Below are 18584 nucleotides of genomic sequence, written 5' to 3'. Positions count from 1 at the left end.
AATTATGGGACAAAAGATTAACCCGACCGGTTTTCGGTTGGCTGTAAATAAGGACTGGTCATCTAAATGGTTTGCCAAGACTTCGGATTTTTCCGCTGTTTTGAAGCAAGATATTGATGCTAGAAATTATCTGAATAAAAAATTAGCTAATGCATCTGTTAGCCGTATTGTAATTGAGCGGCCCGCAAAATCTGCGCGTATTACCATCTTTACAGCTCGCCCTGGAGTTGTAATTGGTAAAAAAGGTGAAGATATTGAGCTGTTGAAAATTGATTTGCAAAAGCTGATGGGTGTTCCGGTTCATGTGAATATTGAAGAAATTCGTAAACCTGAATTGGATGCTCAGATTATTGCGGATGGTATTGCCCAGCAGTTGGAAAAAAGGGTTCAGTTCCGTCGCGCTATGAAGCGTGCTATGCAAAATGCAATGCGTGCTGGTGCACAAGGCATTAAAATTATGACTTCTGGTCGGCTTAATGGTGCCGATATCGCGCGTAGTGAATGGTACCGAGAAGGTCGTGTTCCCTTGCATACCTTGAGAGCTGATGTAGATTACGCAACTAGTGAAGCTCATACAACGTATGGTGTAATTGGTTTGAAAGTTTGGGTGTATAAAGGCGAATTTGGCCAAGTTCAGACGGGTGCTGAAAAAGAGCATGGTAAACGTAGGAAGGTAGGGGGTAGAAATGCTTCAACCAACTAGACTGAAATATCGTAAGCAGCATAAAGGTAGAAATACCGGTTTGGCTACTCGTGGCAATACGGTTAGCTTTGGTGATTTTGGGCTTAAAGCTGTAGGTCGTGGTAGATTAACCGCTCGTCAGATTGAGTCTGCCAGGAGGGCAATGACTCGCCATATTAAACGCGGCGGTCGCATTTGGATTCGAGTTTTCCCTGATAAACCTATTACAGAAAAGCCAATCCAAGTGCGTATGGGTGGAGGAAAAGGCTCTGTTGAGTATTATGTAGCTGAAATTCAACCAGGTAAGATACTTTATGAAATGGATGGAGTTTCAGAGACTCTTGCTAGAGAGGCGTTTACTTTGGCTGCTGCCAAATTACCTATTGCCACTACATTTGTATTAAGACAGGTAGGTAAATAATGAAATTAGATGAATTAAGAAATAAGTCGGCAGTTGAGCTGGAGGCCGATCTGGTCGAGTTGCTTAAGACGCGTTTTGGTTTGCGCATGCAACACGCGGCAGGGCAGTTGGGTGATGTTAGTCAATTAAAAAAACTTCGTCGTGATATTGCCCGGATCAAGACAATCATGAGCCAGAAGGTGTAAGAGATGAGCCAGACTAAAAATGTACGAACTTTACAAGGTCGAGTAGTCAGTGATAAGTCAGATAAAACGGTCACTGTTTATGTTGAAAGAAAAGTTCGTCATCCTTTGTACGGAAAAATCATACGGAAATCTACAAAAATTCATGCGCACGATGAAAATAACCAATACAAAATTGGTGATGTTGTTGTGATAGCTGAATCTCGCCCCTTATCTAAGACTAAATCGTGGGTTGTTTTGAAGTTGGTTGAGTAGGCGGTTTCCGTTATTTAATAAGTGGTTAGTAAATTCACTTCTTGGGGGTCTTGCTTTCGGATGATTTAAAGTGTAGACTCCCTATTTTCGTCTTGCCATCTTGTGGTGGATCTTCCCTTTGGGGCCAAAACTGACCTAAGCGTATATTAGGTTAAGTTGGATATTGAAAGAGTTAAAAATGATTCAAATGCAGACTATCTTAGATGTCGCAGATAATTCTGGTGCGCGTCGAGTAATGTGTATTAAAGTGTTGGGTGGTTCGAAGCGGCGTTATGCTAGCGTTGGTGATGTTATTAAAGTTGCCATTAAGGACGCGGCTCCGCGTGGTCGAGTAAAGAAGGGTGATGTTTATAATGCGGTTGTTGTAAGAACCGCTAAGGGTATTCGCCGTGCGGATGGTGCTTTGATTAAATTTGATAACAATGCTGCTGTATTGTTGAATAATAAATTGGAGCCCATGGGGACTCGTATTTTTGGTCCGGTAACTAGGGAGTTGAGAACTGAGCAATTTATGAAAATTGTATCGTTGGCTCCGGAAGTTCTGTAAGGAGAGTAGTGTGAAAAAAATTATTAAAGGCGATTTGGTTGTCGTATTGTCTGGTAAGGATAAGGGTAAGCAAGGACGTGTCTTGAGTGTTCTCGGTGATAAAGTAACTGTGGAAGGTGTTAACGTTGTTAGGCGTCACCAAAAGCCCAGCCAGGTTAGAGGGATTGAGGGCGGTATTGTAGAGAAAAATATGCCTATTTATGTATCTAAAGTTGCTTTCTTGAATCCTGAGACCCGTAAGGTAGAGCGAATTGGTATTAAAGTTGTTGAAAAAAACGGCAAACTTACTCGGGTTCGAGTTTTGAAATCAACTGGTGTTGAAGTATAAATTGAGGTTTCCAATGTCACGGTTAAAAGAATTTTATAACGCAGTTGTTGTTCCTGAGTTGATGAAGCAATTTGCATATAAGTCAATTATGGAAGTTCCCAGGATTGAGAAAATAACTTTAAATATGGGAGTTGGCGAAGCGGTTGCAGATAAGAAGGTTATGGAGCACGCCGTTTCTGATCTTGAAAAGATATCCGGGCAAAAGGCTGTCGTTACGGTGGCAAGAAAGTCTATTGCAGGATTTAAGATTCGTGACAATTATCCAGTTGGGTGTAAGGTTACCCTGCGTAGAGATAAGATGTTTGAATTTTTGGATCGTTTAATTTCTATTGCGTTGCCTCGGGTTCGAGATTTTCGGGGTGTTAATGGCAAATCTTTTGATGGTAGCGGAAATTATAATATGGGTGTGAGAGAGCAGATTATATTTCCTGAAATTGAGTATGACAAAATAGATGCTATCCGCGGTTTGAATATAACCATCACCACGACAGCAAAGACTGATGAAGAGGCAAAAGCGTTGTTGTCATTGTTTAAATTCCCGTTTAAAGGTTGATTTATGGCTAAGAAGGCTCTTATTAATCGAGAATTGAAGCGTGTTCGCTTGGCAAAAAAATATGCAAGTAAGCGATCAGAAATTTTTTCGGTTATTAATGATTTTAGTAAGAGTGATGAGGAAAAGTTTGAGGCTCGTCTAAGATTGCAATCTATTCCTAGGAATGCTTCACCTGTTCGGCAAAGACGACGCTGCGCTTTAACTGGACGTCCCAGAGGAACTTTTAGAAAATTTGGCCTTGGTAGAATTAAAATCAGGGAGATTGCAATGCGTGGTGAAATTCCAGGTGTTGTTAAAGCTAGTTGGTAATGGAGTTATCTAATGAGTATGCATGATCCTGTTGCAGATATGTTGACCCGAATTCGTAATGCTCAACAATCTAGCAAATCTTTTGTATCCATGCCGTCATCAAAAATTAAATGCGCAATAGCAAATGTTTTAAAGGATGAAGGTTATATTGAAAGCTTTTCTGTATCTAATGAGAGTAAGCCTGAATTAAGCATAGAGTTAAAATACTATGCTGGTCAGCCAGTTATTGAGCAGATTAAGCGAGTATCTCGTCCTGGTTTGCGCGTTTATAAAGGAGTAAATGAGATTGCTCCCGTAATGAATGGTTTAGGTATTGCCATTTTGAGTACCTCTAAAGGTGTAATGACTGACATTAAAGCAAGAAAAGCCGGAATCGGTGGTGAATTGCTTTGTATCGTGGCGTAAATTTTAAAAGAGGTATTTTGAGATGTCTCGTGTAGCAAAAAATCCAGTGGTGCTTCCATCTGGTGTTGAAGTGACGGTTCAGAATGGTCAGGTTTGTGTGAAGGGTAAAAATGGCAACTTATCTCTTTCACTGCCTTCTTGTGTTTCGGTTGATATTCGTGACAATAAAGAACTAGTTTTCAAGCCAGCCAATCAAGATAAGCATTCTCTTTCTATGTCAGGAACAATTAGGGCACTATGCGCTAATATGGTAAAGGGTGTTTCTGAAGGCTTTGAGAAAAAATTGCAACTTATTGGTGTGGGATATAGGGCCCAAGCTCAGGGTTCTGTATTGAATCTCTCGCTGGGTTATTCGCATCCGATTGTTTATCAGATGCCTGAAGGTGTCTCAGTTCAGACGCCTAGTCAAACCGAAATTATAATATCTGGTGCAGATAAGCAGAAGATTGGTCAAGTTTCTGCAGAAATTCGCGCTTTCCGCGCCCCTGAGCCCTATAAAGGTAAAGGTGTTCGTTACGCTGACGAAGTTGTTGTGATGAAAGAAGCGAAGAAAAAATAAGGATAGTATTACTATGTTGAATAAACGAATTTCAAGACTTCGTCGAGCTCAGAAAACTAGAGCCAAAATAGCTGGTAAGTCTGCTGTTAGGTTATGTGTTTTTAGAAGTAATAGTCACATTTATGCTCAAATAATTTCTGCTGATTCTTCTAGTGTTTTAGCACACGCTTCAACTGTTGAGTCTGATGTGAAATTAAAGCTTGCTAATGGAGGCAATATTTCAGCAGCTAAGCTTGTTGGGGAGAGAATTGCTAGTAAAGCTAAAGAATTGGGGATTAAAAAGGTCTCATTTGACAGATCTGGATTCCAATATCATGGTCGCGTGAAAGCCTTGGCAGATGCTGCACGAGATGGTGGTCTAGAGTTTTAGTTATTGTCTTGCATATTTATACTTTGATTGGAATTTAAATAATGGCGAAGCATGAGATTGAAGAGCGCGGTGACGGCCTAATTGAAAAAATGGTGGCTGTTAACAGAGTTACAAAAGTAGTTAAAGGCGGGCGTATTATGGCCTTTTCCGCTTTAACAGTTGTCGGTGATGGCTCTGGGCGCATAGGTATGGGAAAAGGAAAGTCTAAAGAGGTTCCAGTTGCAGTTCAGAAAGCTATGGATCAAGCCCGTAAAAATATGATTTATGTCGCTTTAAAAAATGGAACTATTCATCATCGTGTAATAGGCAAACATGGTGCGACTAGAGTCCTTATGCAGCCTGCTAAAGAGGGTAATGGTATTAAGGCTGGGGGACCTATGCGTTTGGTATTTGACGCAATGGGGGTTCGGAATATTTCGGCCAAGGTTCATGGATCTACAAATCCATATAATATTGTTCGTGCGACATTGGATGGATTGTCTCGGCTCCATACTCCCTCAGATATTGCTGCTAAACGGGGGATTAATTTAGAAAGTTTGCTTGGAGAGAATAATGACTAGTCTAAAAATAAATAAGATTAAAGTTACTTTGATCAAGAGCCTTATTGGTACTGTTAGCTCTCATAGAGCTTGTGTCTATGGTTTGGGATTGAGGCGTAGAGAAAATACCGTTATTGTTGCAGATACACCTGAAAATCGTGGAATGATTAAAAAAGTGAGCTATTTATTGAAAGTGGAGTATAACTAAATGTTTATTAATTCTATTACTTCTGGTTGTGGGGCTCGACATTCGCAAAGACGAGTCGGTAGAGGTATTGGTTCAGGCTTAGGTAAGACCTGTGGCAGAGGTCATAAAGGGCAAAAAAGTAGATCTGGCGGTTTTCATAAGGTAGGCTTTGAGGGTGGGCAAATGCCTTTGCAGAGACGCTTGCCTAAAAGAGGATTTAATTCTTATCTTAAAAAAGATGCTGCTGAAATTACTGTAACCCAGCTGAATCTCATTAATACAACTGAAGTTGATGTTTTGCTTCTAAAGCAGCTGGGGGTGATTTCTAAAAAAACTAGTATTGTTAAGGTTATTGGTAATGGTGAAATTTTAAAACCTTATGTACTTAGGGGAATAAGGGTTAGTAAAAGTGTTGACGCCGCGATTCAACGTGCCGGCGGAAAAGTAGAATAACGAGAGTGATAACGTGCCTAATAATTTATCTCTATCAAATAAGCCCACCTTATGGAATAACTTGGATTTTAGGCGACGTGTCGTTTTCTTGCTGTGTGCTTTAATTGTTTTTAGGATTGGAGTGCATGTTCCTGTTCCTGGGGTAGATGCGGCTGGTCTTGCTCGATCCTATTCAAATAGTTCTGGTAGTGGGATACTTGGTCTTCTTAATATGTTCTCTGGGGGGGCATTAGAAAGATTTAGTATCTTCGCTATCGGTATAATGCCCTATATTTCAGCATCAATTATCATGCAACTTGCAGTTGAGGTTATTCCAAAACTTAAAGAGCTAAAGAAAGAGGGGGATGTTGGTAGGAAAGCTATTACGAAATATACTAGAATAGGGACAGTCATATTGGCAACAGTGCAGAGTTTGTTTGCCGCTAGCGTGGTTATCCAGCAGGGGGTTGTCGTAATAGATAGAATTGAGTTTTATATTTCTGCTATTTCTTGTTTGGTTGGTGGAACTTTGTTTCTCATGTGGCTGGGGGAGCAGATAACCGAGAGAGGTATTGGGAATGGGATATCTCTACTTATTACTGCAGGTATTGTATCAACTTTTCCTGTTAGTGCTATCCAGATTGTAGAGGCTATAAGTAGGGGAGATGTCGTTAAGTCATTGCTTATAGTTCTATCTATATTGGCATTGATAGTAGCGATAGTTTTTTTTGAAAGTGCTTTGCGTAAAATTCCCGTTAACTATGCTCGGGGGCAGAATTTAAATTATGGTAATAGTAGTACCCATATTCCGCTCAAGCTAAATATGTCTGGGGTGATTCCTCCAATTTTTGCTTCAAGTTTAATCGCCTTTCCTGCTTTAGTTTCCAGCTGGGCGGAGGGTTTTAATAGTAGGTTAATTACTAGATTTTTGTCACTTTTTCAGCATGGCACCTTAAGTTACATGCTGCTATTCTCAATATTAGTGGTATTTTTCTGTTTTTTCTATACTGCGTTGGTTTTTAGCCCAAAAGAAATGGCAGATAATTTAAAAAAAAGTGGCGCCTTTATTCCTAGTATAAGGCCTGGCGAAAAGACTGCGTATTATTTAGAGCAAGTTGTTTTAAAATTAACATTTTGGGGTGCTATATATATAACGTTAGTGTGTTTGATTCCTGAGGTTTTTACCTATTTTAGTAATATTCAGGTTTATATAGGCGGTACTTCTCTGTTAATTTTAGTGGTTGTTACAATGGACTTTATGGTGCAAATTTCGTCTTATAGGATGACGCAACAGTATGAGGTTCTGACTACTAAGAAGTAGGATTTTAAGCATGGCTAAAGAAGATACAATACAAATGCAGGGTGAAATTTTAGAAACTTTACCCAATGCTACTTTCAAAGTTAAGTTGGAAAATGAGCATGTTGTGCTTGGTTATATTTCGGGAAAGATGAGGATGCATTATATTCGTATTTCTCCCGGTGACAAGGTAACTGTAGAGCTTACTCCTTATGATTTATCACGTGCTCGTATTGTGTTCAGGGCTCGTTAATTTTGTTCAATATTTGAAGGAATTTATATGCGTGTACAACCGTCCGTAAAGAAAATTTGTCGTAATTGTAAAATTATACGACGTAATCGAGTTGTTCGTGTGATCTGCACAGACGCTCGTCATAAGCAGCGTCAAGGTTAAAACTTGGCGGTTGGTTTTTAATTTTAAGGAAATAATAGTATGGCTCGTATAGCTGGGGTAAATATCCCCAATAATGCCCATATTGTCATTGGATTGCAGGCAATCTATGGTATAGGGAGCACTCGCGCTAAACAAATCTGTGAATTGGCTAATGTTGAGATGTCAACAAAAGTTAAGGATCTCACAGAAAGTCAATTAGAAGCTTTGCGTGAACAAGTTTCTCGTTATGAGGTAGAGGGTGATCTTCGACGAGAGGTCACGATGAGTATCAAACGACTGATTGATATGGGTTGCTATAGAGGATTTAGGCATCGTAGAGGACTTCCTTGTCGCGGGCAAAGAACTCGAACTAACGCTCGCACTCGTAAGGGACCCCGCAAGGCAATTGCAGGTAAAAAATAATTTTGAAGGATTAAATTGAATGGCTAAAGCAAACACAGCTTCGCGTGTACGTAAAAAAATACGTAAGACAGTTAGTGAGGGTATCGTGCATGTTCATGCATCTTTTAACAATACCATCATAACAATCACAGACCGCCAAGGAAATGCATTATCTTGGGCTACTTCAGGCGGCGCGGGCTTTAAAGGCTCCCGTAAAAGTACACCATTTGCGGCACAAGTTGCTGCAGAGTCAGCTGGCAAAGTTGCCCAAGAATATGGCGTAAAAAATTTAGAAGTTCGTATTAAGGGTCCGGGTCCGGGTCGTGAATCTTCTGTACGTGCGTTAAATGCATTGGGATTTAAAATTACTAGTATTACTGACGTAACGCCATTGCCCCATAATGGTTGCCGTCCGCCTAAGAAACGTCGTATTTAATTTGGAAGGTTAAGAATAATGGCTCGTTATATTGGACCAAAATGTAAACTGGCTCGTCGTGAGGGGACTGACTTATTTTTAAAAAGTGCCCGTCGCTCATTGGATTCAAAGTGTAAGTTAGATTCTGTTCCTGGTCAGCATGGTAATAGACGCACTCGCCTGTCTGATTATGGATTGCAGTTGCGTGAAAAGCAGAAAATTCGTCGCATTTATGGTGTTCTTGAACGTCAGTTCCGACGTTATTTTGAAGAAGCTTCTCGTAGAAAAGGCTCTACAGGTGAGTTGTTGCTCCAATTGCTGGAATCTCGTTTGGATAACGTGGTTTATCGTATGGGGTTTGGCTCTACCCGTGCAGAGGCTCGCCAATTAGTAGCTCATAAAGCGATTACTGTTAATGGGCAAGTAGTTAATATCCCGTCTTTTTCAGTTAGGGCAGGGGATGTTGTTGCAATTCGTGAAAAGGCTAAAAAGCAGACCCGCATCCAAGAAGCTTTGAATTTAGCAACTCAGATTGGCCTGCCTAGCTGGGTATCGGTTGATGCTAATAAAATGGAAGGTACATATAAAAATGTACCTGATCGTGTAGAATTGTATAGCGATATTAATGAGCAGCTGGTAGTTGAGTTCTATTCAAAATAATATTGCGAAGGGGAAGGACAGTTAAATGCAAAACAGTGCCTTGGAGTTCTTGAAGCCCCGTCAAATCAACGTAGACACTCTTTCTTCTACTTATGCAAGAGTGTCTATGCAGCCTTTCGAACGTGGTTTTGGCTATACTTTAGGTAATGCCTTGCGTCGTATCTTATTGTCCTCTATGGATGGTTTTGCTGCTACTGAAGTAACCATCTCAGGTGTTCTTCATGAATACTCGACAATGGATGGCGTTAAAGAAGATGTTGTAGATATTCTTTTGAATATTAAAAATGTAGTGTTTAAACTTCATGGTAATCGAACAGAGGCTACAGTTTCGCTGAAAAAATCTGGTGCTGGTGCAGTTGTAGCTGGTGATTTTGAATTGCCTCATGATGTGGAAGTTGTTAATCCTGATCAGTTAATTTGCAATTTGGCAACAAATGGCAGTATTGAGATGGAAATTAAAGTAGAGCGTGGGCATGGCTATCAGTCTGCATCGAGCCGACGCAATACTAAAGATGGAAATAAGATTGGCGTTATTCAATTGGATGCCAGTTTTTCTCCCATTAGCAGAGTTAGTGTTGATGTTGAAGCTGCCCGTGTTGAACAGCGTACCGATTTGGATAGCCTGATCTTGGGAGTGGAGACCAACGGCTCTATCGATCCGGAAGAAGCTGTTCGTACTGCGGCAAAGATTTTGATTGATCAAATGTCGATTTTTGCTGATTTACAAGGTACTCCGGCTGAAGTTGAAGAAGAGAAGGCTCCTCCGGTTGATCCGGTTCTGCTGCGCCCGGTTGATGATTTGGAATTGACAGTTCGTTCGGCAAATTGTTTGAAAGCTGAAGATATTTACTACATTGGTGATTTAATTCAGCGTACCGAGACCGAATTGTTGAAAACGCCTAATTTAGGTCGTAAATCATTGAATGAGATTAAAGAGGTGCTGGCATCCAAAGGTTTGACTCTGGGTTCCAAATTAGACTCTTGGCCTCCTGCAGGTTTGGAAAAACCCTAGTTTTAAAGGATATTCGAAATGCGTCATCGTAATGGCAACCGTAAATTAAACCGCACGAGCAGCCACCGCGCTGCAATGCTGCGTAACATGGCTAATTCTTTGCTGACCCATGAAACCATCGTTACTACTCTGCCGAAAGCTAAAGAGCTGCGCCGCGTAGTAGAACCGCTGATTACTTTGGGTAAAAAGCCGTCTCTTGCTAACCGTCGTCTGGCATTCGATCGCACACGCGACCGTGATGTTGTTGTGAAACTGTTTGATGATTTGGGTAACCGTTTTGCTTCCCGCAACGGCGGCTATATCCGTATTCTGAAATATGGTTTCCGCAATGGCGACAATGCTCCGTTGGCATTGGTTGAGTTGGTGGAAAAGGTTGAAGCTGCAGAATAAATCTGTAGTTGATAAGTTTAAAGAGCCGAACCATTAAATTGGTTCGGCTCTTTCTATGGGATAACAACTAGTGTGCTTGGCCCCCCTTCTTTCTGAGTGCGTCTTTTTTGCCGTTTATCGCCTTATTTGGTAGCCTGAAACACGACAACTATTAGTGTGCAGGCTACAATTCCCAGTTTTCAAATTTTGCAGAAAGATCCCATGTCTATTCAGCCCGTAAACGAAGAGATGAAAAAATTCATCCATAATTTGCTTAACCACATGGTTCAGAATAAAGGCTCTGACCTGTTTATTACCGCCGGTTATCCGCCGGCAATGAAGCTCGACGGCAAACTTACCAAAATCACCGATAAGCCGCTTACGGCAGAGCATACTGCCCAAATCGCCCGTTCGATTATGGATGAAAAACAGGCGCAGGAATTTGCCGATACCAACGAATGCAATTTTGCCATTAGCTTGGCCGGCGTATCCCGTTTCCGTGTGAACGCCATGATTCAGCGTGGTGCGGCGGCATTGGTTTGCCGTGTGATTACCAGCGATATTCCGCAATTTGATAATCTCAACCTGCCGTCGATTTTGAAACAAGTAGTGATGGAAAAACGTGGCTTGGTGATTTTTGTCGGCGGTACCGGCTCGGGCAAGTCCACTTCATTGGCGGCAATGATTGATTACCGCAATGCAAACAGCTATGGCCATATTATTACCATTGAAGATCCCATCGAATTTGTTCATCCGCATAAAAACTGCATCATCACCCAGCGCGAAGTGGGCGTGGATACTGAAAACTGGTTTGCCGCGCTGAAAAATACTTTGCGTCAAGCGCCGGACGTTATTTTGATTGGCGAAATTCGCGACCGCGAAACCATGGATTACGCACTGGCCTTTGCCGAAACCGGCCACCTGTGTATGGCAACGCTGCATGCCAACAATTCCAACCAAGCGCTTGACCGCATTATCAACTTCTTCCCTGAAGAGCGTCGTGCCCAGCTGTTGAACGATCTTTCGCTCAATCTCAAAGGCTTTATCTCGCAGCGCCTTGTTCCCAAGGCCGGTGCGAAAGGCCGCGTGGCGGCGGTGGAAGTGCTGCTCAACTCCCCCTTGATTTCTGAATTGATTTTGCGCGGCGACATTCACGGTGTGAAAGAAATCATGGCCAAATCGCGCGATATCGGCATGCAAACATTCGACCAGTCGCTGTTTGATTTGTATGAGGCTGACTTGATTACCTATGACGACGCCCTGAAAAACGCCGATTCGGTGAACGACTTACGCCTGCAAATCCAGCTCAACAGCAAAAAAACCGGCACCGCCGGCAGCGGAGGCAGCATCGACGGCCTGGCGATTGTCGATTTTGCCGACGAAGAGCAGAAAGAAGAGCAATAACCCGTATGCTATATTTCAGGCTGCCTGAATGCAAGGCAGCCTGAAAAAACCAATCCCGTTTGTTTTCGCTTGCCCACCCCGAATCTCGATTCGGGGTTTTGTTTTGCCTGTGGCTACGGGTTTCTATTTGCGTGATGAGACGTTTTTCAGGCAGCCTGAAAGCCGCTTTGTCTTTTGGGCGCGATATTTTATCCGTTTGTCCGGCTGCTTTTGTGCTGAAGTTCTATGATGCGTATCAATTGCAAATTCTTGCAAAGAAAAAGCGCTTGTGTTGAAATGCAGACGCGCAGATGCGGTTTTCTGCGTATAACCATCAGTAAAACAATCGATTGTGCTTACAATCAGAAAAGAGGAAATCATGAACGACGCAAATTGGATCCAAGTGCTCAACGAGCTGGTCGATAAAATCAGCACCCGGGTATGGGGGCCGTATATGCTCACGCTGCTGGTCGGCACCGGCATTTTGTTTACTTTCAGGCTGGCTTTTCTCCAGTTCCGCCTGCTGCCTTATGCGCTCAAGCAGGCTTTTGTGCCGCATAAATCGTCGGCCGACCATGAGGGCGACGTTTCTCATTTTGGTGCCCTGATGACCGCGCTTTCGGCCACCATCGGCACCGGTAATATCGCCGGCGTTGCCACCGCCGTTGCACTGGGCGGGCCGGGCGCGGTGTTTTGGATGTGGATGACCGCGCTGGCGGGCATGGCCACCAAATATGCCGAAGGCGTGCTGGCGGTGAAATACCGTGAGACCAACAGCCGCGGCGAAATGTCCGGCGGGCCGATGTACTACATTGAAAAGGGCATGAGGCAAAAATGGCTGGCAGTGCTGTTTGCCCTGTTTGCCGTGCTCGCGTCTTTCGGCATCGGCAGCTCGGTGCAGTCCAACTCCGTGGCCGATGCCGTTTACCACAGCTTCAACATCGACCCGCTGTGGACGGGCGTTTTCCTAACCGTCTTTACCGGCGTCGTCGTGCTCGGCGGCATCCGCTGGATTGCCACCGCATCGTCTTTCATCGTGCCGCTGATGGCTGTCGGCTATGTGCTGGGCGGACTGGCGGTGCTGGCCTACAACGTCGAACTCTTCATTCCCGCCGTCAAAATCATCCTGAACGACGCCTTTAGCGCATCGGCCATCGGCGGCAGCGCCATCGGCACCATGATCCGTTACGGCGTGGCGCGCGGTGTGTTTTCCAACGAAGCCGGTATGGGTTCCGCGCCGATTGCCGCCGCCGCCGCCCGTACCGACCACCCCGTGCGCCAAGCACTGGTTTCGATGACCGGCACCTTTCTCGACACCATCGTCGTGTGCAGCATCACCGGCATCGTTTTGGTGATGGGTCTGATCAAAATGAAGGTTATTGCCATCAGCGGCGGCGCTTTCCTGCAGCCGATATCCGGCGGTGCATCACTCACCGTTACCACCTTCGATCAAATGCTGCCGGGGCAGGGCGGACTGCTGGTCAGCGTCGGCCTGATGTTCTTTGCCTATTCCACCATTCTCGGCTGGTGCTACTACGGCGAAAAATGCGCCGCCTACCTGCTGGGTGACCGCTTCGTGCCGGTGTACCGCATCATTTATGTCGCCACCGTTATGCTCGGCTGCATGGTGGTGCAAACCGGTAACGAAGCCGGCGATCAGGCCGGCGTGAAGCTGGTATGGAATATCGCCGACACCTTCAACGGCCTGATGGCCGCCCCCAACCTGATTGCCCTAATCTGGCTCTCCAGCGTGGTTGTGGCCGAAACCAAAGACTTTCTCGCCAAACGCAAGTCCGGCGAACTCGAATAGCTTTGCGTTTTAGCTTTTCAGGCTGTTTTCAGGCAGCCTGAAAACTTTTCCGAAGCGTGTGGCACTGAACATTGAAACCCATCCCCAAGCAGCCGCTGCATCGCGCCAACAGGCAGCCTGAAATCCTTTCAGGCTGCCTGTTGTTCCAAACGTCCCAATCCGCCCAAAGCAGCCTGAAAAGCACGGCAGCCGGCACGGGCGCGGTTTCCAAAACCGTCAAAATTTGTTATCTTGCCTCCCTGTTTTCCAACCCGTATCCGCCGCGGGGCGCCGAATTGCGGCCGCCGCGCAGCCTGAAGATTCTATGACAGAGTCCCGCTTTATTCCGCCGCCGTTTCACAACCACAGCCCGCTCACCTGGTATCAGGCCGCCGCCCAGCAGCCCGGCTTTATCAGCGATCCCGCCCAGGCGCGCGCCATCGAATATCTCGACCAGCTGTGGACGGAACTGATGATGTTCAAGCGCAAGCGCAACCGATTTCTCGGTCGCAGCCTGCGCTCGCCGCAAGTGCCCACCGGCCTGTATTTCTACGGCGGCGTCGGCCGCGGCAAAAGTTTCCTGATGGACGCCTTCTACGGCTGCCTGCCGTACCAGCGCAAACGCCGCGTCCACTTTCACGCCTTTATGCAGGAAATCCACCAGCGCATGCGCGAAAAACGCAATACGCCCGACCCGCTCAAAGCCGTTGCCCAAGACATTGCCGTCGAGCTGCGCGTACTCTGTTTCGACGAATTTCACGTCAGCGACATCGCCGATGCCATGATACTCGGCCGCCTGCTGGAAAACCTGTTTGCCGAAGGCGTGGTGCTGGTGGCCACTTCCAACTACGCACCGTCCGAACTCTATCCGCAAGGGCAGAACCGCAGCAGCTTTTTGCCCACCATCGCCCTCTTGGAAAAGAAACTCACCGTGCTCAACGTTGACAGCGGCGAAGATTACCGCATGCGCACGCTCACGCCCGCCGAAGTGTTTTACGTGCCGGACAACGCCGAAAACGAAGCCAAGCTGGCCGCCTTGTTTGAACGCTTTACCGGCGGCGAAGAAAAGCAGCCTGAAAAACTGGAAATCCACGGCCGCGAGCTGACGGCGAAAAAACGCACCGAGCGCGTCGCCTGGTTTGATTTCCGCACCCTGTGCTTCGGCCCGCGCTCGCAGGCCGACTATCTGTGGCTGGCGCAAAACTGCCACACCGTGCTGATTTCCGGCTTTGAAAAAATGACGCCCAACGAAAAAAACGAAGCCCGCCGCCTTACGCTGCTGGTGGACGTGTTTTACGACTACCGCGTCAAAATGTGCATCACCAGCGCCGTGCCGGTGGAAGAGCTTTATACCGAAGGTGATTTTGCCCACGAATTCGTGCGCACCGTCAGCCGGCTGGTGGAGATGCAGTCGCAAGACTATCTGGCGCAGCCGCATCTGACGCTGACGCTTTAGGGTCTTTTGCATTGGTGGGCGGTATCCGCCGTTTCCCGATACAAGCCCGATTCAAAAGCCGAATTACCAATAGACCCCCGAGCCCTAAATTTTCAGGCTGCCTGAAACCGCCATCCCGTGTTTCAGGCTGCCTTTTTTGCGAAAACCCCATGATCGAAATCCAATCCCTTACCCTGCAGCGCGGCAGCAAAGTGCTGCTCGAACAAGCTACCGCCACCGTCGCCCCGGGGCGGCGCGTCGGCCTGATCGGCCGCAACGGCACCGGCAAGTCCAGTCTCTTCGCCCTAATCAAAGGCGAAATTTCCGCCGACGGCGGCGAAGTGCGCATTCCCAAACATTGGAAAACCGCCGCCGTGGCGCAGGAAACGCCCGCGCTCGATATCTGCGCGCTCGACTACGTTTTGCAGGGCGATGCCAAGTTGCAGGCTTTTCAGGCTGCCTTGGCCACAGCCGAAGCGCAGAACGACGGCATCCGTATTGCCGAAATACACGCCAAGCTCGAAGAAATCGACGCCTACACCGCCCCCGCCCGCGCCGCCAAACTGCTGGGCGGACTCGGCTTCGCGCAGGAAGAACACGGCAAACCGGTTAAAGCCTTTTCCGGCGGCTGGCGGATGCGGCTCAATCTCGCCCAAGCCCTGATGTGCCGCGCCGATTTGTTGCTGCTGGACGAACCCACCAACCACTTGGATTTGGAAACCGTGCTGTGGCTGGAAAGCCATCTGGCCGCGCTGCCCTGCACCCAAATCATCATTTCGCACGACCGCGATTTTCTCAACGCCGCCACCAACCACACCATCGAACTCTCCGGCCGCAAGCTGCACAGCTACGGCGGCAACTACGATTTTTACCTGAAAGAGCGCGCCGCGCGGCTGGCCAACCAGCAGGCCGCCTATGTGAAGCAGCAGGCGCACATCAAACATTTGCAGTCCTTTATCGACCGCTTCAAAGCCAAAGCCACCAAAGCCACGCAGGCGCAGAGCCGCATCAAAGCGCTGGCCAAACTGGAAAAAATCGCCCCCGCCCATTTGGACAGCGAGTTTTCCTTTGAATTTGCCACACCCGACCATCTGCCCAATCCGCTGTTGAAACTGGACAAAGTGGATTTGGGCTACGGCGGCGAACCCGTTTTGCGCGGCGTCAGCCTGTCGCTGGAAAACGACGCCCGCTACGGCCTGCTCGGCGTAAACGGCAGCGGCAAGTCCACCTTTATCAAAGCCCTTTCAGGCAGCCTGAAACCGCTGTGCGGCGAGATTATCCGTTCCGACAAACTCAATATCGGCTATTTCGCCCAACACCAACTCGACACCCTGCGTGGCGACCAAAGCCCGCTGTGGCACATCCAAAAACTCTCGCCCGAAGCCAAAGAGCAGGACATCCGCAATTTTCTCGGCGGTTTCAATTTCGTCGGCGACGCCGCCCTGCAAGCCGTCGCCCCCTTTTCCGGCGGCGAAAAAGCGCGATTGGCACTGGCGATGCTGGTATGGCAGAAACCCAATCTGCTGCTGTTGGACGAACCGACCAACCATCTCGATTTGGACATGCGCCACGCGCTCACCCTTGCGCTGCAGAGTTTTCAAGGCGCGCTGATCCTGGTATCGCACGACCGCAGCCTGATCGAAGCCACCACCGACCAGTTTCTGCTGATCGACGCAGGCAGTCTGAAACCCTTCGACGGCGATTTGAACGACTACCGTCAATGGCGGCTCGAGCGCGAAAACGCCGCATCCACCCCCGCCGCATCCGCACAGACCCAAAGCCGTAAAGATGCCAAACGGCAGGAAGCGCAAATGCGCCAAGAGCGCGCACGGCGCAGCAAGCCGCTGTTGCAAAAAATCGAAAAAGCCGAAAAAGAAATGGCGGCGCTGCAAAGCCAACAGGCCGCCGCCGAAGCATTTTTGTCGCAAGAAAGTGCCTATTTGCCGGAAAACAAGGCAAAATTGCAGCAAACACTCGCCGATGTGGCGGAAATCAAAGTAAAATTAAGTGAACTGGAAGAAAGCTGGCTGCAATGGCAGCAGGATTTGGAAACGCTGGAAGCCGCGCTGGCGGCAGAATTCGATAATTTCTAAACACTTTCAGGCAGCCTGAAAAAATGTAAAAAAGATAAGGAAGTCAGTCTATGAACAGGAAAACAAGCAGCCTTTTAATCGCTTTGGCGCTGCTGGCCGGCGCCGCCCATGCCGATGTGCGCAGCTGCGGCCCGGGCTGTTATACCGACAGCCCCAAACGCGGCGGCGGCAAAGTCAAACTGGCCAAAATCGGCAGTTATACCGCAGTTGAAGTAAGACGCGAACGCGCGCCCGAAGCTGCTCCCGAAGTTGCCGCCGCACCGGCCGCCCAGCCGGCTACCCGCCAGGTTGCCGCCAGAGTGCCGGTAGCGCCGCGCCGCAGCGTGCCGGTGGCAGCCGCCAATCCGGTTCCGGCCGTGGCTGCCGCACCGGCAACCGTGCCTCAGCGTCTGAACCCGCAACGTGCCAATACCCGCCGCACCATTCTGGAGCAGGAATTGAACAACGAGCGCAATGCCTTGGCCGCCGCGCAAAAAGCGCTGGCTGAAGGCCGCGCGGTCAATAAGCAGTCCGATGCCGGCCATCAGGCGCGCGTACGCCAACTGCAAAGCGCGGTGTTCGACCGCGAGCAGAATATCCAGGCTTTGCAGCGCGAACTCGGCCGGATGTAGGCAGCCTGAAAAGCTCAAACAAGCTGCAAACTGCATCTTTCAGGCTGCCTGAAGATTCAGTTTGCGGCTTTTTTGCGGCAGTTTTCAGGCAGCCTGAAAAGTTTTTCGAGGCAGGATAGGCAGCAGTTGCCGCCGTTTGCGGCAGATTGTGGCAAAAAATGCCGGATTGCCGCACAAATGTCTAACGAGCGGCATCGCTAAAGCGGCGGGCGATTGTGCTTTAATTAACGTTAGATTATGATAAGAAAGCGTTATTTGCCGTTTTCAGGCTGCCTGAAATGGTCTGAAAGGTGCGATAAAAACAGCTAAATAAAGGAGGAGCAAATCATTATGGCGCAAGTCAATCTGGATAAAACCGATTTGAAAATCCTGCAGGTTTTGCAGGAAAACGGCCGCTTAAGCAATGTCGAATTATCCGAGCGGGTGGCCTTGTCGCCCTCACCGTGCCTACGGCGCTTAAAGCAGCTGGAAGACCAGGGCGTGATCCAAAGCTATGCCGCACTGCTAAAGCCCGCGCGGCTGGGGCTGAATCTGCAGGTTTTTATCCGTGTCAGCATTGAAAAAACGCAAGAAGCGCGCGAAAAATTTTCCGAAGCGATGCAGTCTTGGCAGGAAGTGCTCGGCTGCTACGCGCTCACCGGCGAGTCCGACTATATGCTGCACGCTTTTTTTACCGATATGGACGCATTTTCCCATTTTGTTTTGGATGTGCTGCTGTCTCACTCTTATGTGCAGGAAGCCCGTTCCAGCTTTGTGCTGAAAGAGATCAAAAACACCACTGCCCTGCCTTTGGGGCATCTTTAAAAAAGAGACTTGCAGTCTCTTTTTTATTTTTTCAGTCTGCCATATAAAAAACATTTCCTTTTTCGATATGGATTTGGGCTTTGTTTGGGGATTTTGTTGTTGGGTAGTAGTTGACCGGATTGGTTTGGGTGGGTATGATTGCGGTCTTTCGCTGCTTCTGTGGCGACGTTCT

Annotated in this window: 29 protein-coding genes; all 29 read left to right on the top strand. The window is 47.4% G+C overall.

What is annotated here, in order from left to right; all coding sequences use genetic code 11:
* Positions 1-4: 4 nt before the first annotated feature.
* The 29 genes from rpsC to MB824_RS04575 all read left to right on the top strand — a co-directional run bounded on the left by rpsC (position 5) and on the right by MB824_RS04575 (position 18412).
* A complete protein-coding gene (rpsC, locus tag MB824_RS04715) occupies positions 5-703 on the top strand; it encodes a 30S ribosomal protein S3 (RefSeq protein ID WP_238746396.1) in 699 nt (232 codons plus the stop codon).
* Positions 687-1103: a 50S ribosomal protein L16 gene (gene rplP / locus MB824_RS04710; protein WP_238746394.1), complete on the top strand. Its 417-nt coding sequence runs from the start codon at positions 687-689 to the stop codon at positions 1101-1103. The genes rpsC and rplP overlap by 17 nt, the downstream gene beginning before the upstream one ends.
* The gene (rpmC, locus tag MB824_RS04705) at positions 1103-1288 is read left to right on the top strand and encodes a 50S ribosomal protein L29 (RefSeq protein ID WP_238746392.1); all 186 of its coding nucleotides are present in this window, start codon (positions 1103-1105) and stop codon (positions 1286-1288) included. The genes rplP and rpmC overlap by 1 nt, the downstream gene beginning before the upstream one ends.
* A gap of 3 nt (positions 1289-1291) precedes the next feature.
* Positions 1292-1540, top strand: a complete 249-nt coding sequence (gene rpsQ / locus MB824_RS04700) for a 30S ribosomal protein S17 (RefSeq protein WP_238746390.1) — start codon at positions 1292-1294, stop codon at positions 1538-1540.
* Between the two features lie 178 nt (positions 1541-1718).
* The gene (gene rplN, locus MB824_RS04695; protein WP_238746389.1) at positions 1719-2087 is read left to right on the top strand and encodes a 50S ribosomal protein L14; all 369 of its coding nucleotides are present in this window, start codon (positions 1719-1721) and stop codon (positions 2085-2087) included.
* 10 nt (positions 2088-2097) lie between these two features.
* Positions 2098-2415 (top strand): 50S ribosomal protein L24, encoded by a 318-nt coding sequence (gene rplX, locus MB824_RS04690; RefSeq protein WP_238746388.1) that lies wholly within the window; start codon positions 2098-2100, stop codon positions 2413-2415.
* A gap of 13 nt (positions 2416-2428) precedes the next feature.
* On the top strand, positions 2429-2968 hold the full coding sequence (gene rplE, locus MB824_RS04685) for a 50S ribosomal protein L5 (RefSeq protein WP_238746387.1): 540 nt from the start codon (positions 2429-2431) through the stop codon (positions 2966-2968).
* A gap of 3 nt (positions 2969-2971) precedes the next feature.
* On the top strand, positions 2972-3277 hold the full coding sequence (rpsN, locus tag MB824_RS04680) for a 30S ribosomal protein S14 (RefSeq protein WP_238746386.1): 306 nt from the start codon (positions 2972-2974) through the stop codon (positions 3275-3277).
* A gap of 12 nt (positions 3278-3289) precedes the next feature.
* Positions 3290-3682, top strand: a complete 393-nt coding sequence (rpsH, locus tag MB824_RS04675; protein ID WP_238746385.1) for a 30S ribosomal protein S8 — start codon at positions 3290-3292, stop codon at positions 3680-3682.
* 22 nt (positions 3683-3704) lie between these two features.
* On the top strand, positions 3705-4241 hold the full coding sequence (gene rplF, locus MB824_RS04670) for a 50S ribosomal protein L6 (protein ID WP_238746383.1): 537 nt from the start codon (positions 3705-3707) through the stop codon (positions 4239-4241).
* Positions 4242-4257: 16 nt separating this feature from the next.
* Positions 4258-4611, top strand: a complete 354-nt coding sequence (rplR, locus tag MB824_RS04665; RefSeq protein ID WP_238746489.1) for a 50S ribosomal protein L18 — start codon at positions 4258-4260, stop codon at positions 4609-4611.
* A 41-nt stretch (positions 4612-4652) separates the two neighbouring features.
* Complete coding sequence (gene rpsE / locus MB824_RS04660; protein ID WP_238746381.1) at positions 4653-5171, top strand: 30S ribosomal protein S5; 519 nt, start codon at positions 4653-4655, stop codon at positions 5169-5171.
* Positions 5164-5358, top strand: a complete 195-nt coding sequence (gene rpmD, locus MB824_RS04655; RefSeq protein WP_238746378.1) for a 50S ribosomal protein L30 — start codon at positions 5164-5166, stop codon at positions 5356-5358. Before rpsE ends, rpmD begins: the two co-directional genes overlap by 8 nt.
* Positions 5359-5790 (top strand): 50S ribosomal protein L15, encoded by a 432-nt coding sequence (rplO, locus tag MB824_RS04650; protein WP_238746376.1) that lies wholly within the window; start codon positions 5359-5361, stop codon positions 5788-5790.
* A gap of 13 nt (positions 5791-5803) precedes the next feature.
* The gene (gene secY, locus MB824_RS04645; RefSeq protein ID WP_238746374.1) at positions 5804-7090 is read left to right on the top strand and encodes a preprotein translocase subunit SecY; all 1287 of its coding nucleotides are present in this window, start codon (positions 5804-5806) and stop codon (positions 7088-7090) included.
* Between the two features lie 10 nt (positions 7091-7100).
* Positions 7101-7319: a translation initiation factor IF-1 gene (gene infA, locus MB824_RS04640; protein WP_238746372.1), complete on the top strand. Its 219-nt coding sequence runs from the start codon at positions 7101-7103 to the stop codon at positions 7317-7319.
* Positions 7320-7346: 27 nt separating this feature from the next.
* Positions 7347-7460, top strand: coding sequence for a 50S ribosomal protein L36 (gene rpmJ, locus MB824_RS04635; RefSeq protein ID WP_238746370.1), 114 nt, complete (start codon positions 7347-7349; stop codon positions 7458-7460).
* 39 nt (positions 7461-7499) lie between these two features.
* Positions 7500-7862 carry a 30S ribosomal protein S13 gene (gene rpsM / locus MB824_RS04630; protein WP_238746368.1) on the top strand — a complete coding sequence of 121 codons (363 nt, stop codon included), beginning with the start codon at positions 7500-7502 and terminating at the stop codon, positions 7860-7862.
* A 19-nt stretch (positions 7863-7881) separates the two neighbouring features.
* Positions 7882-8277 (top strand): 30S ribosomal protein S11, encoded by a 396-nt coding sequence (gene rpsK / locus MB824_RS04625; protein WP_238746367.1) that lies wholly within the window; start codon positions 7882-7884, stop codon positions 8275-8277.
* A gap of 18 nt (positions 8278-8295) precedes the next feature.
* Positions 8296-8916, top strand: coding sequence for a 30S ribosomal protein S4 (gene rpsD, locus MB824_RS04620; protein ID WP_238746364.1), 621 nt, complete (start codon positions 8296-8298; stop codon positions 8914-8916).
* Positions 8917-8941: 25 nt separating this feature from the next.
* Positions 8942-9928 carry a DNA-directed RNA polymerase subunit alpha gene (locus MB824_RS04615; RefSeq protein WP_238746362.1) on the top strand — a complete coding sequence of 329 codons (987 nt, stop codon included), beginning with the start codon at positions 8942-8944 and terminating at the stop codon, positions 9926-9928.
* 18 nt (positions 9929-9946) lie between these two features.
* Positions 9947-10318 (top strand): 50S ribosomal protein L17, encoded by a 372-nt coding sequence (gene rplQ, locus MB824_RS04610; RefSeq protein ID WP_238746361.1) that lies wholly within the window; start codon positions 9947-9949, stop codon positions 10316-10318.
* Positions 10319-10519: 201 nt separating this feature from the next.
* Entirely contained in the window at positions 10520-11701 is a 1182-nt protein-coding gene (locus tag MB824_RS04605) for a PilT/PilU family type 4a pilus ATPase (RefSeq protein WP_238746359.1), read from the top strand.
* A gap of 358 nt (positions 11702-12059) precedes the next feature.
* On the top strand, positions 12060-13490 hold the full coding sequence (locus MB824_RS04600) for an alanine/glycine:cation symporter family protein (RefSeq protein ID WP_238746358.1): 1431 nt from the start codon (positions 12060-12062) through the stop codon (positions 13488-13490).
* Positions 13491-13561: 71 nt separating this feature from the next.
* On the top strand, positions 13562-13798 hold the full coding sequence (locus MB824_RS04595; RefSeq protein WP_238746357.1) for a hypothetical protein: 237 nt from the start codon (positions 13562-13564) through the stop codon (positions 13796-13798).
* Positions 13795-14925, top strand: coding sequence for a cell division protein ZapE (gene zapE / locus MB824_RS04590; protein WP_238746356.1), 1131 nt, complete (start codon positions 13795-13797; stop codon positions 14923-14925). Before MB824_RS04595 ends, zapE begins: the two co-directional genes overlap by 4 nt.
* A gap of 149 nt (positions 14926-15074) precedes the next feature.
* A complete protein-coding gene (locus MB824_RS04585) occupies positions 15075-16997 on the top strand; it encodes an ATP-binding cassette domain-containing protein (RefSeq protein WP_238746355.1) in 1923 nt (640 codons plus the stop codon).
* 50 nt (positions 16998-17047) lie between these two features.
* The gene (locus MB824_RS04580; protein ID WP_238746354.1) at positions 17048-17608 is read left to right on the top strand and encodes a hypothetical protein; all 561 of its coding nucleotides are present in this window, start codon (positions 17048-17050) and stop codon (positions 17606-17608) included.
* A gap of 330 nt (positions 17609-17938) precedes the next feature.
* Positions 17939-18412 carry an Lrp/AsnC family transcriptional regulator gene (locus MB824_RS04575; protein ID WP_238746353.1) on the top strand — a complete coding sequence of 158 codons (474 nt, stop codon included), beginning with the start codon at positions 17939-17941 and terminating at the stop codon, positions 18410-18412.
* Positions 18413-18584: the final 172 nt, after the last annotated feature.

The organism is Kingella pumchi, from assembly GCF_022288825.1.
Taxonomy (GTDB): Bacteria; Pseudomonadota; Gammaproteobacteria; order Burkholderiales; family Neisseriaceae; genus Kingella_D; species Kingella_D pumchi.
The sequence above is the reverse complement of the archived record's forward strand: the minus strand, read 5'-3'. Positions and strand labels throughout refer to the sequence as shown.

Excerpts from the sequence above, each read along its gene's own strand:
- rpsC (WP_238746396.1), top strand. The coding sequence starts at position 5 with ATGGGACAAAAGATTAACCCGACCGGTTTTCGGTTGGCTGTAAATAAG.
- rplP (WP_238746394.1), top strand. The coding sequence starts at position 687 with ATGCTTCAACCAACTAGACTGAAATATCGTAAGCAGCATAAAGGTAGA.
- rpmC (WP_238746392.1), top strand. The coding sequence starts at position 1,103 with ATGAAATTAGATGAATTAAGAAATAAGTCGGCAGTTGAGCTGGAGGCC.
- rpsQ (WP_238746390.1), top strand. The coding sequence starts at position 1,292 with ATGAGCCAGACTAAAAATGTACGAACTTTACAAGGTCGAGTAGTCAGT.
- rplN (WP_238746389.1), top strand. The coding sequence starts at position 1,719 with ATGATTCAAATGCAGACTATCTTAGATGTCGCAGATAATTCTGGTGCG.
- rplE (WP_238746387.1), top strand. The coding sequence starts at position 2,429 with ATGTCACGGTTAAAAGAATTTTATAACGCAGTTGTTGTTCCTGAGTTG.
- rpsN (WP_238746386.1), top strand. The coding sequence starts at position 2,972 with ATGGCTAAGAAGGCTCTTATTAATCGAGAATTGAAGCGTGTTCGCTTG.
- rpsH (WP_238746385.1), top strand. The coding sequence starts at position 3,290 with ATGAGTATGCATGATCCTGTTGCAGATATGTTGACCCGAATTCGTAAT.
- rplF (WP_238746383.1), top strand. The coding sequence starts at position 3,705 with ATGTCTCGTGTAGCAAAAAATCCAGTGGTGCTTCCATCTGGTGTTGAA.
- rpsE (WP_238746381.1), top strand. The coding sequence starts at position 4,653 with ATGGCGAAGCATGAGATTGAAGAGCGCGGTGACGGCCTAATTGAAAAA.
- rpmD (WP_238746378.1), top strand. The coding sequence starts at position 5,164 with ATGACTAGTCTAAAAATAAATAAGATTAAAGTTACTTTGATCAAGAGC.
- rplO (WP_238746376.1), top strand. The coding sequence starts at position 5,359 with ATGTTTATTAATTCTATTACTTCTGGTTGTGGGGCTCGACATTCGCAA.
- infA (WP_238746372.1), top strand. The coding sequence starts at position 7,101 with ATGGCTAAAGAAGATACAATACAAATGCAGGGTGAAATTTTAGAAACT.
- rpmJ (WP_238746370.1), top strand. The coding sequence starts at position 7,347 with ATGCGTGTACAACCGTCCGTAAAGAAAATTTGTCGTAATTGTAAAATT.
- rpsM (WP_238746368.1), top strand. The coding sequence starts at position 7,500 with ATGGCTCGTATAGCTGGGGTAAATATCCCCAATAATGCCCATATTGTC.
- rpsK (WP_238746367.1), top strand. The coding sequence starts at position 7,882 with ATGGCTAAAGCAAACACAGCTTCGCGTGTACGTAAAAAAATACGTAAG.
- rpsD (WP_238746364.1), top strand. The coding sequence starts at position 8,296 with ATGGCTCGTTATATTGGACCAAAATGTAAACTGGCTCGTCGTGAGGGG.
- MB824_RS04615 (WP_238746362.1), top strand. The coding sequence starts at position 8,942 with ATGCAAAACAGTGCCTTGGAGTTCTTGAAGCCCCGTCAAATCAACGTA.
- rplQ (WP_238746361.1), top strand. The coding sequence starts at position 9,947 with ATGCGTCATCGTAATGGCAACCGTAAATTAAACCGCACGAGCAGCCAC.
- MB824_RS04605 (WP_238746359.1), top strand. The coding sequence starts at position 10,520 with ATGTCTATTCAGCCCGTAAACGAAGAGATGAAAAAATTCATCCATAAT.
- MB824_RS04600 (WP_238746358.1), top strand. The coding sequence starts at position 12,060 with ATGAACGACGCAAATTGGATCCAAGTGCTCAACGAGCTGGTCGATAAA.
- zapE (WP_238746356.1), top strand. The coding sequence starts at position 13,795 with ATGACAGAGTCCCGCTTTATTCCGCCGCCGTTTCACAACCACAGCCCG.
- MB824_RS04585 (WP_238746355.1), top strand. The coding sequence starts at position 15,075 with ATGATCGAAATCCAATCCCTTACCCTGCAGCGCGGCAGCAAAGTGCTG.
- MB824_RS04580 (WP_238746354.1), top strand. The coding sequence starts at position 17,048 with ATGAACAGGAAAACAAGCAGCCTTTTAATCGCTTTGGCGCTGCTGGCC.
- MB824_RS04575 (WP_238746353.1), top strand. The coding sequence starts at position 17,939 with ATGGCGCAAGTCAATCTGGATAAAACCGATTTGAAAATCCTGCAGGTT.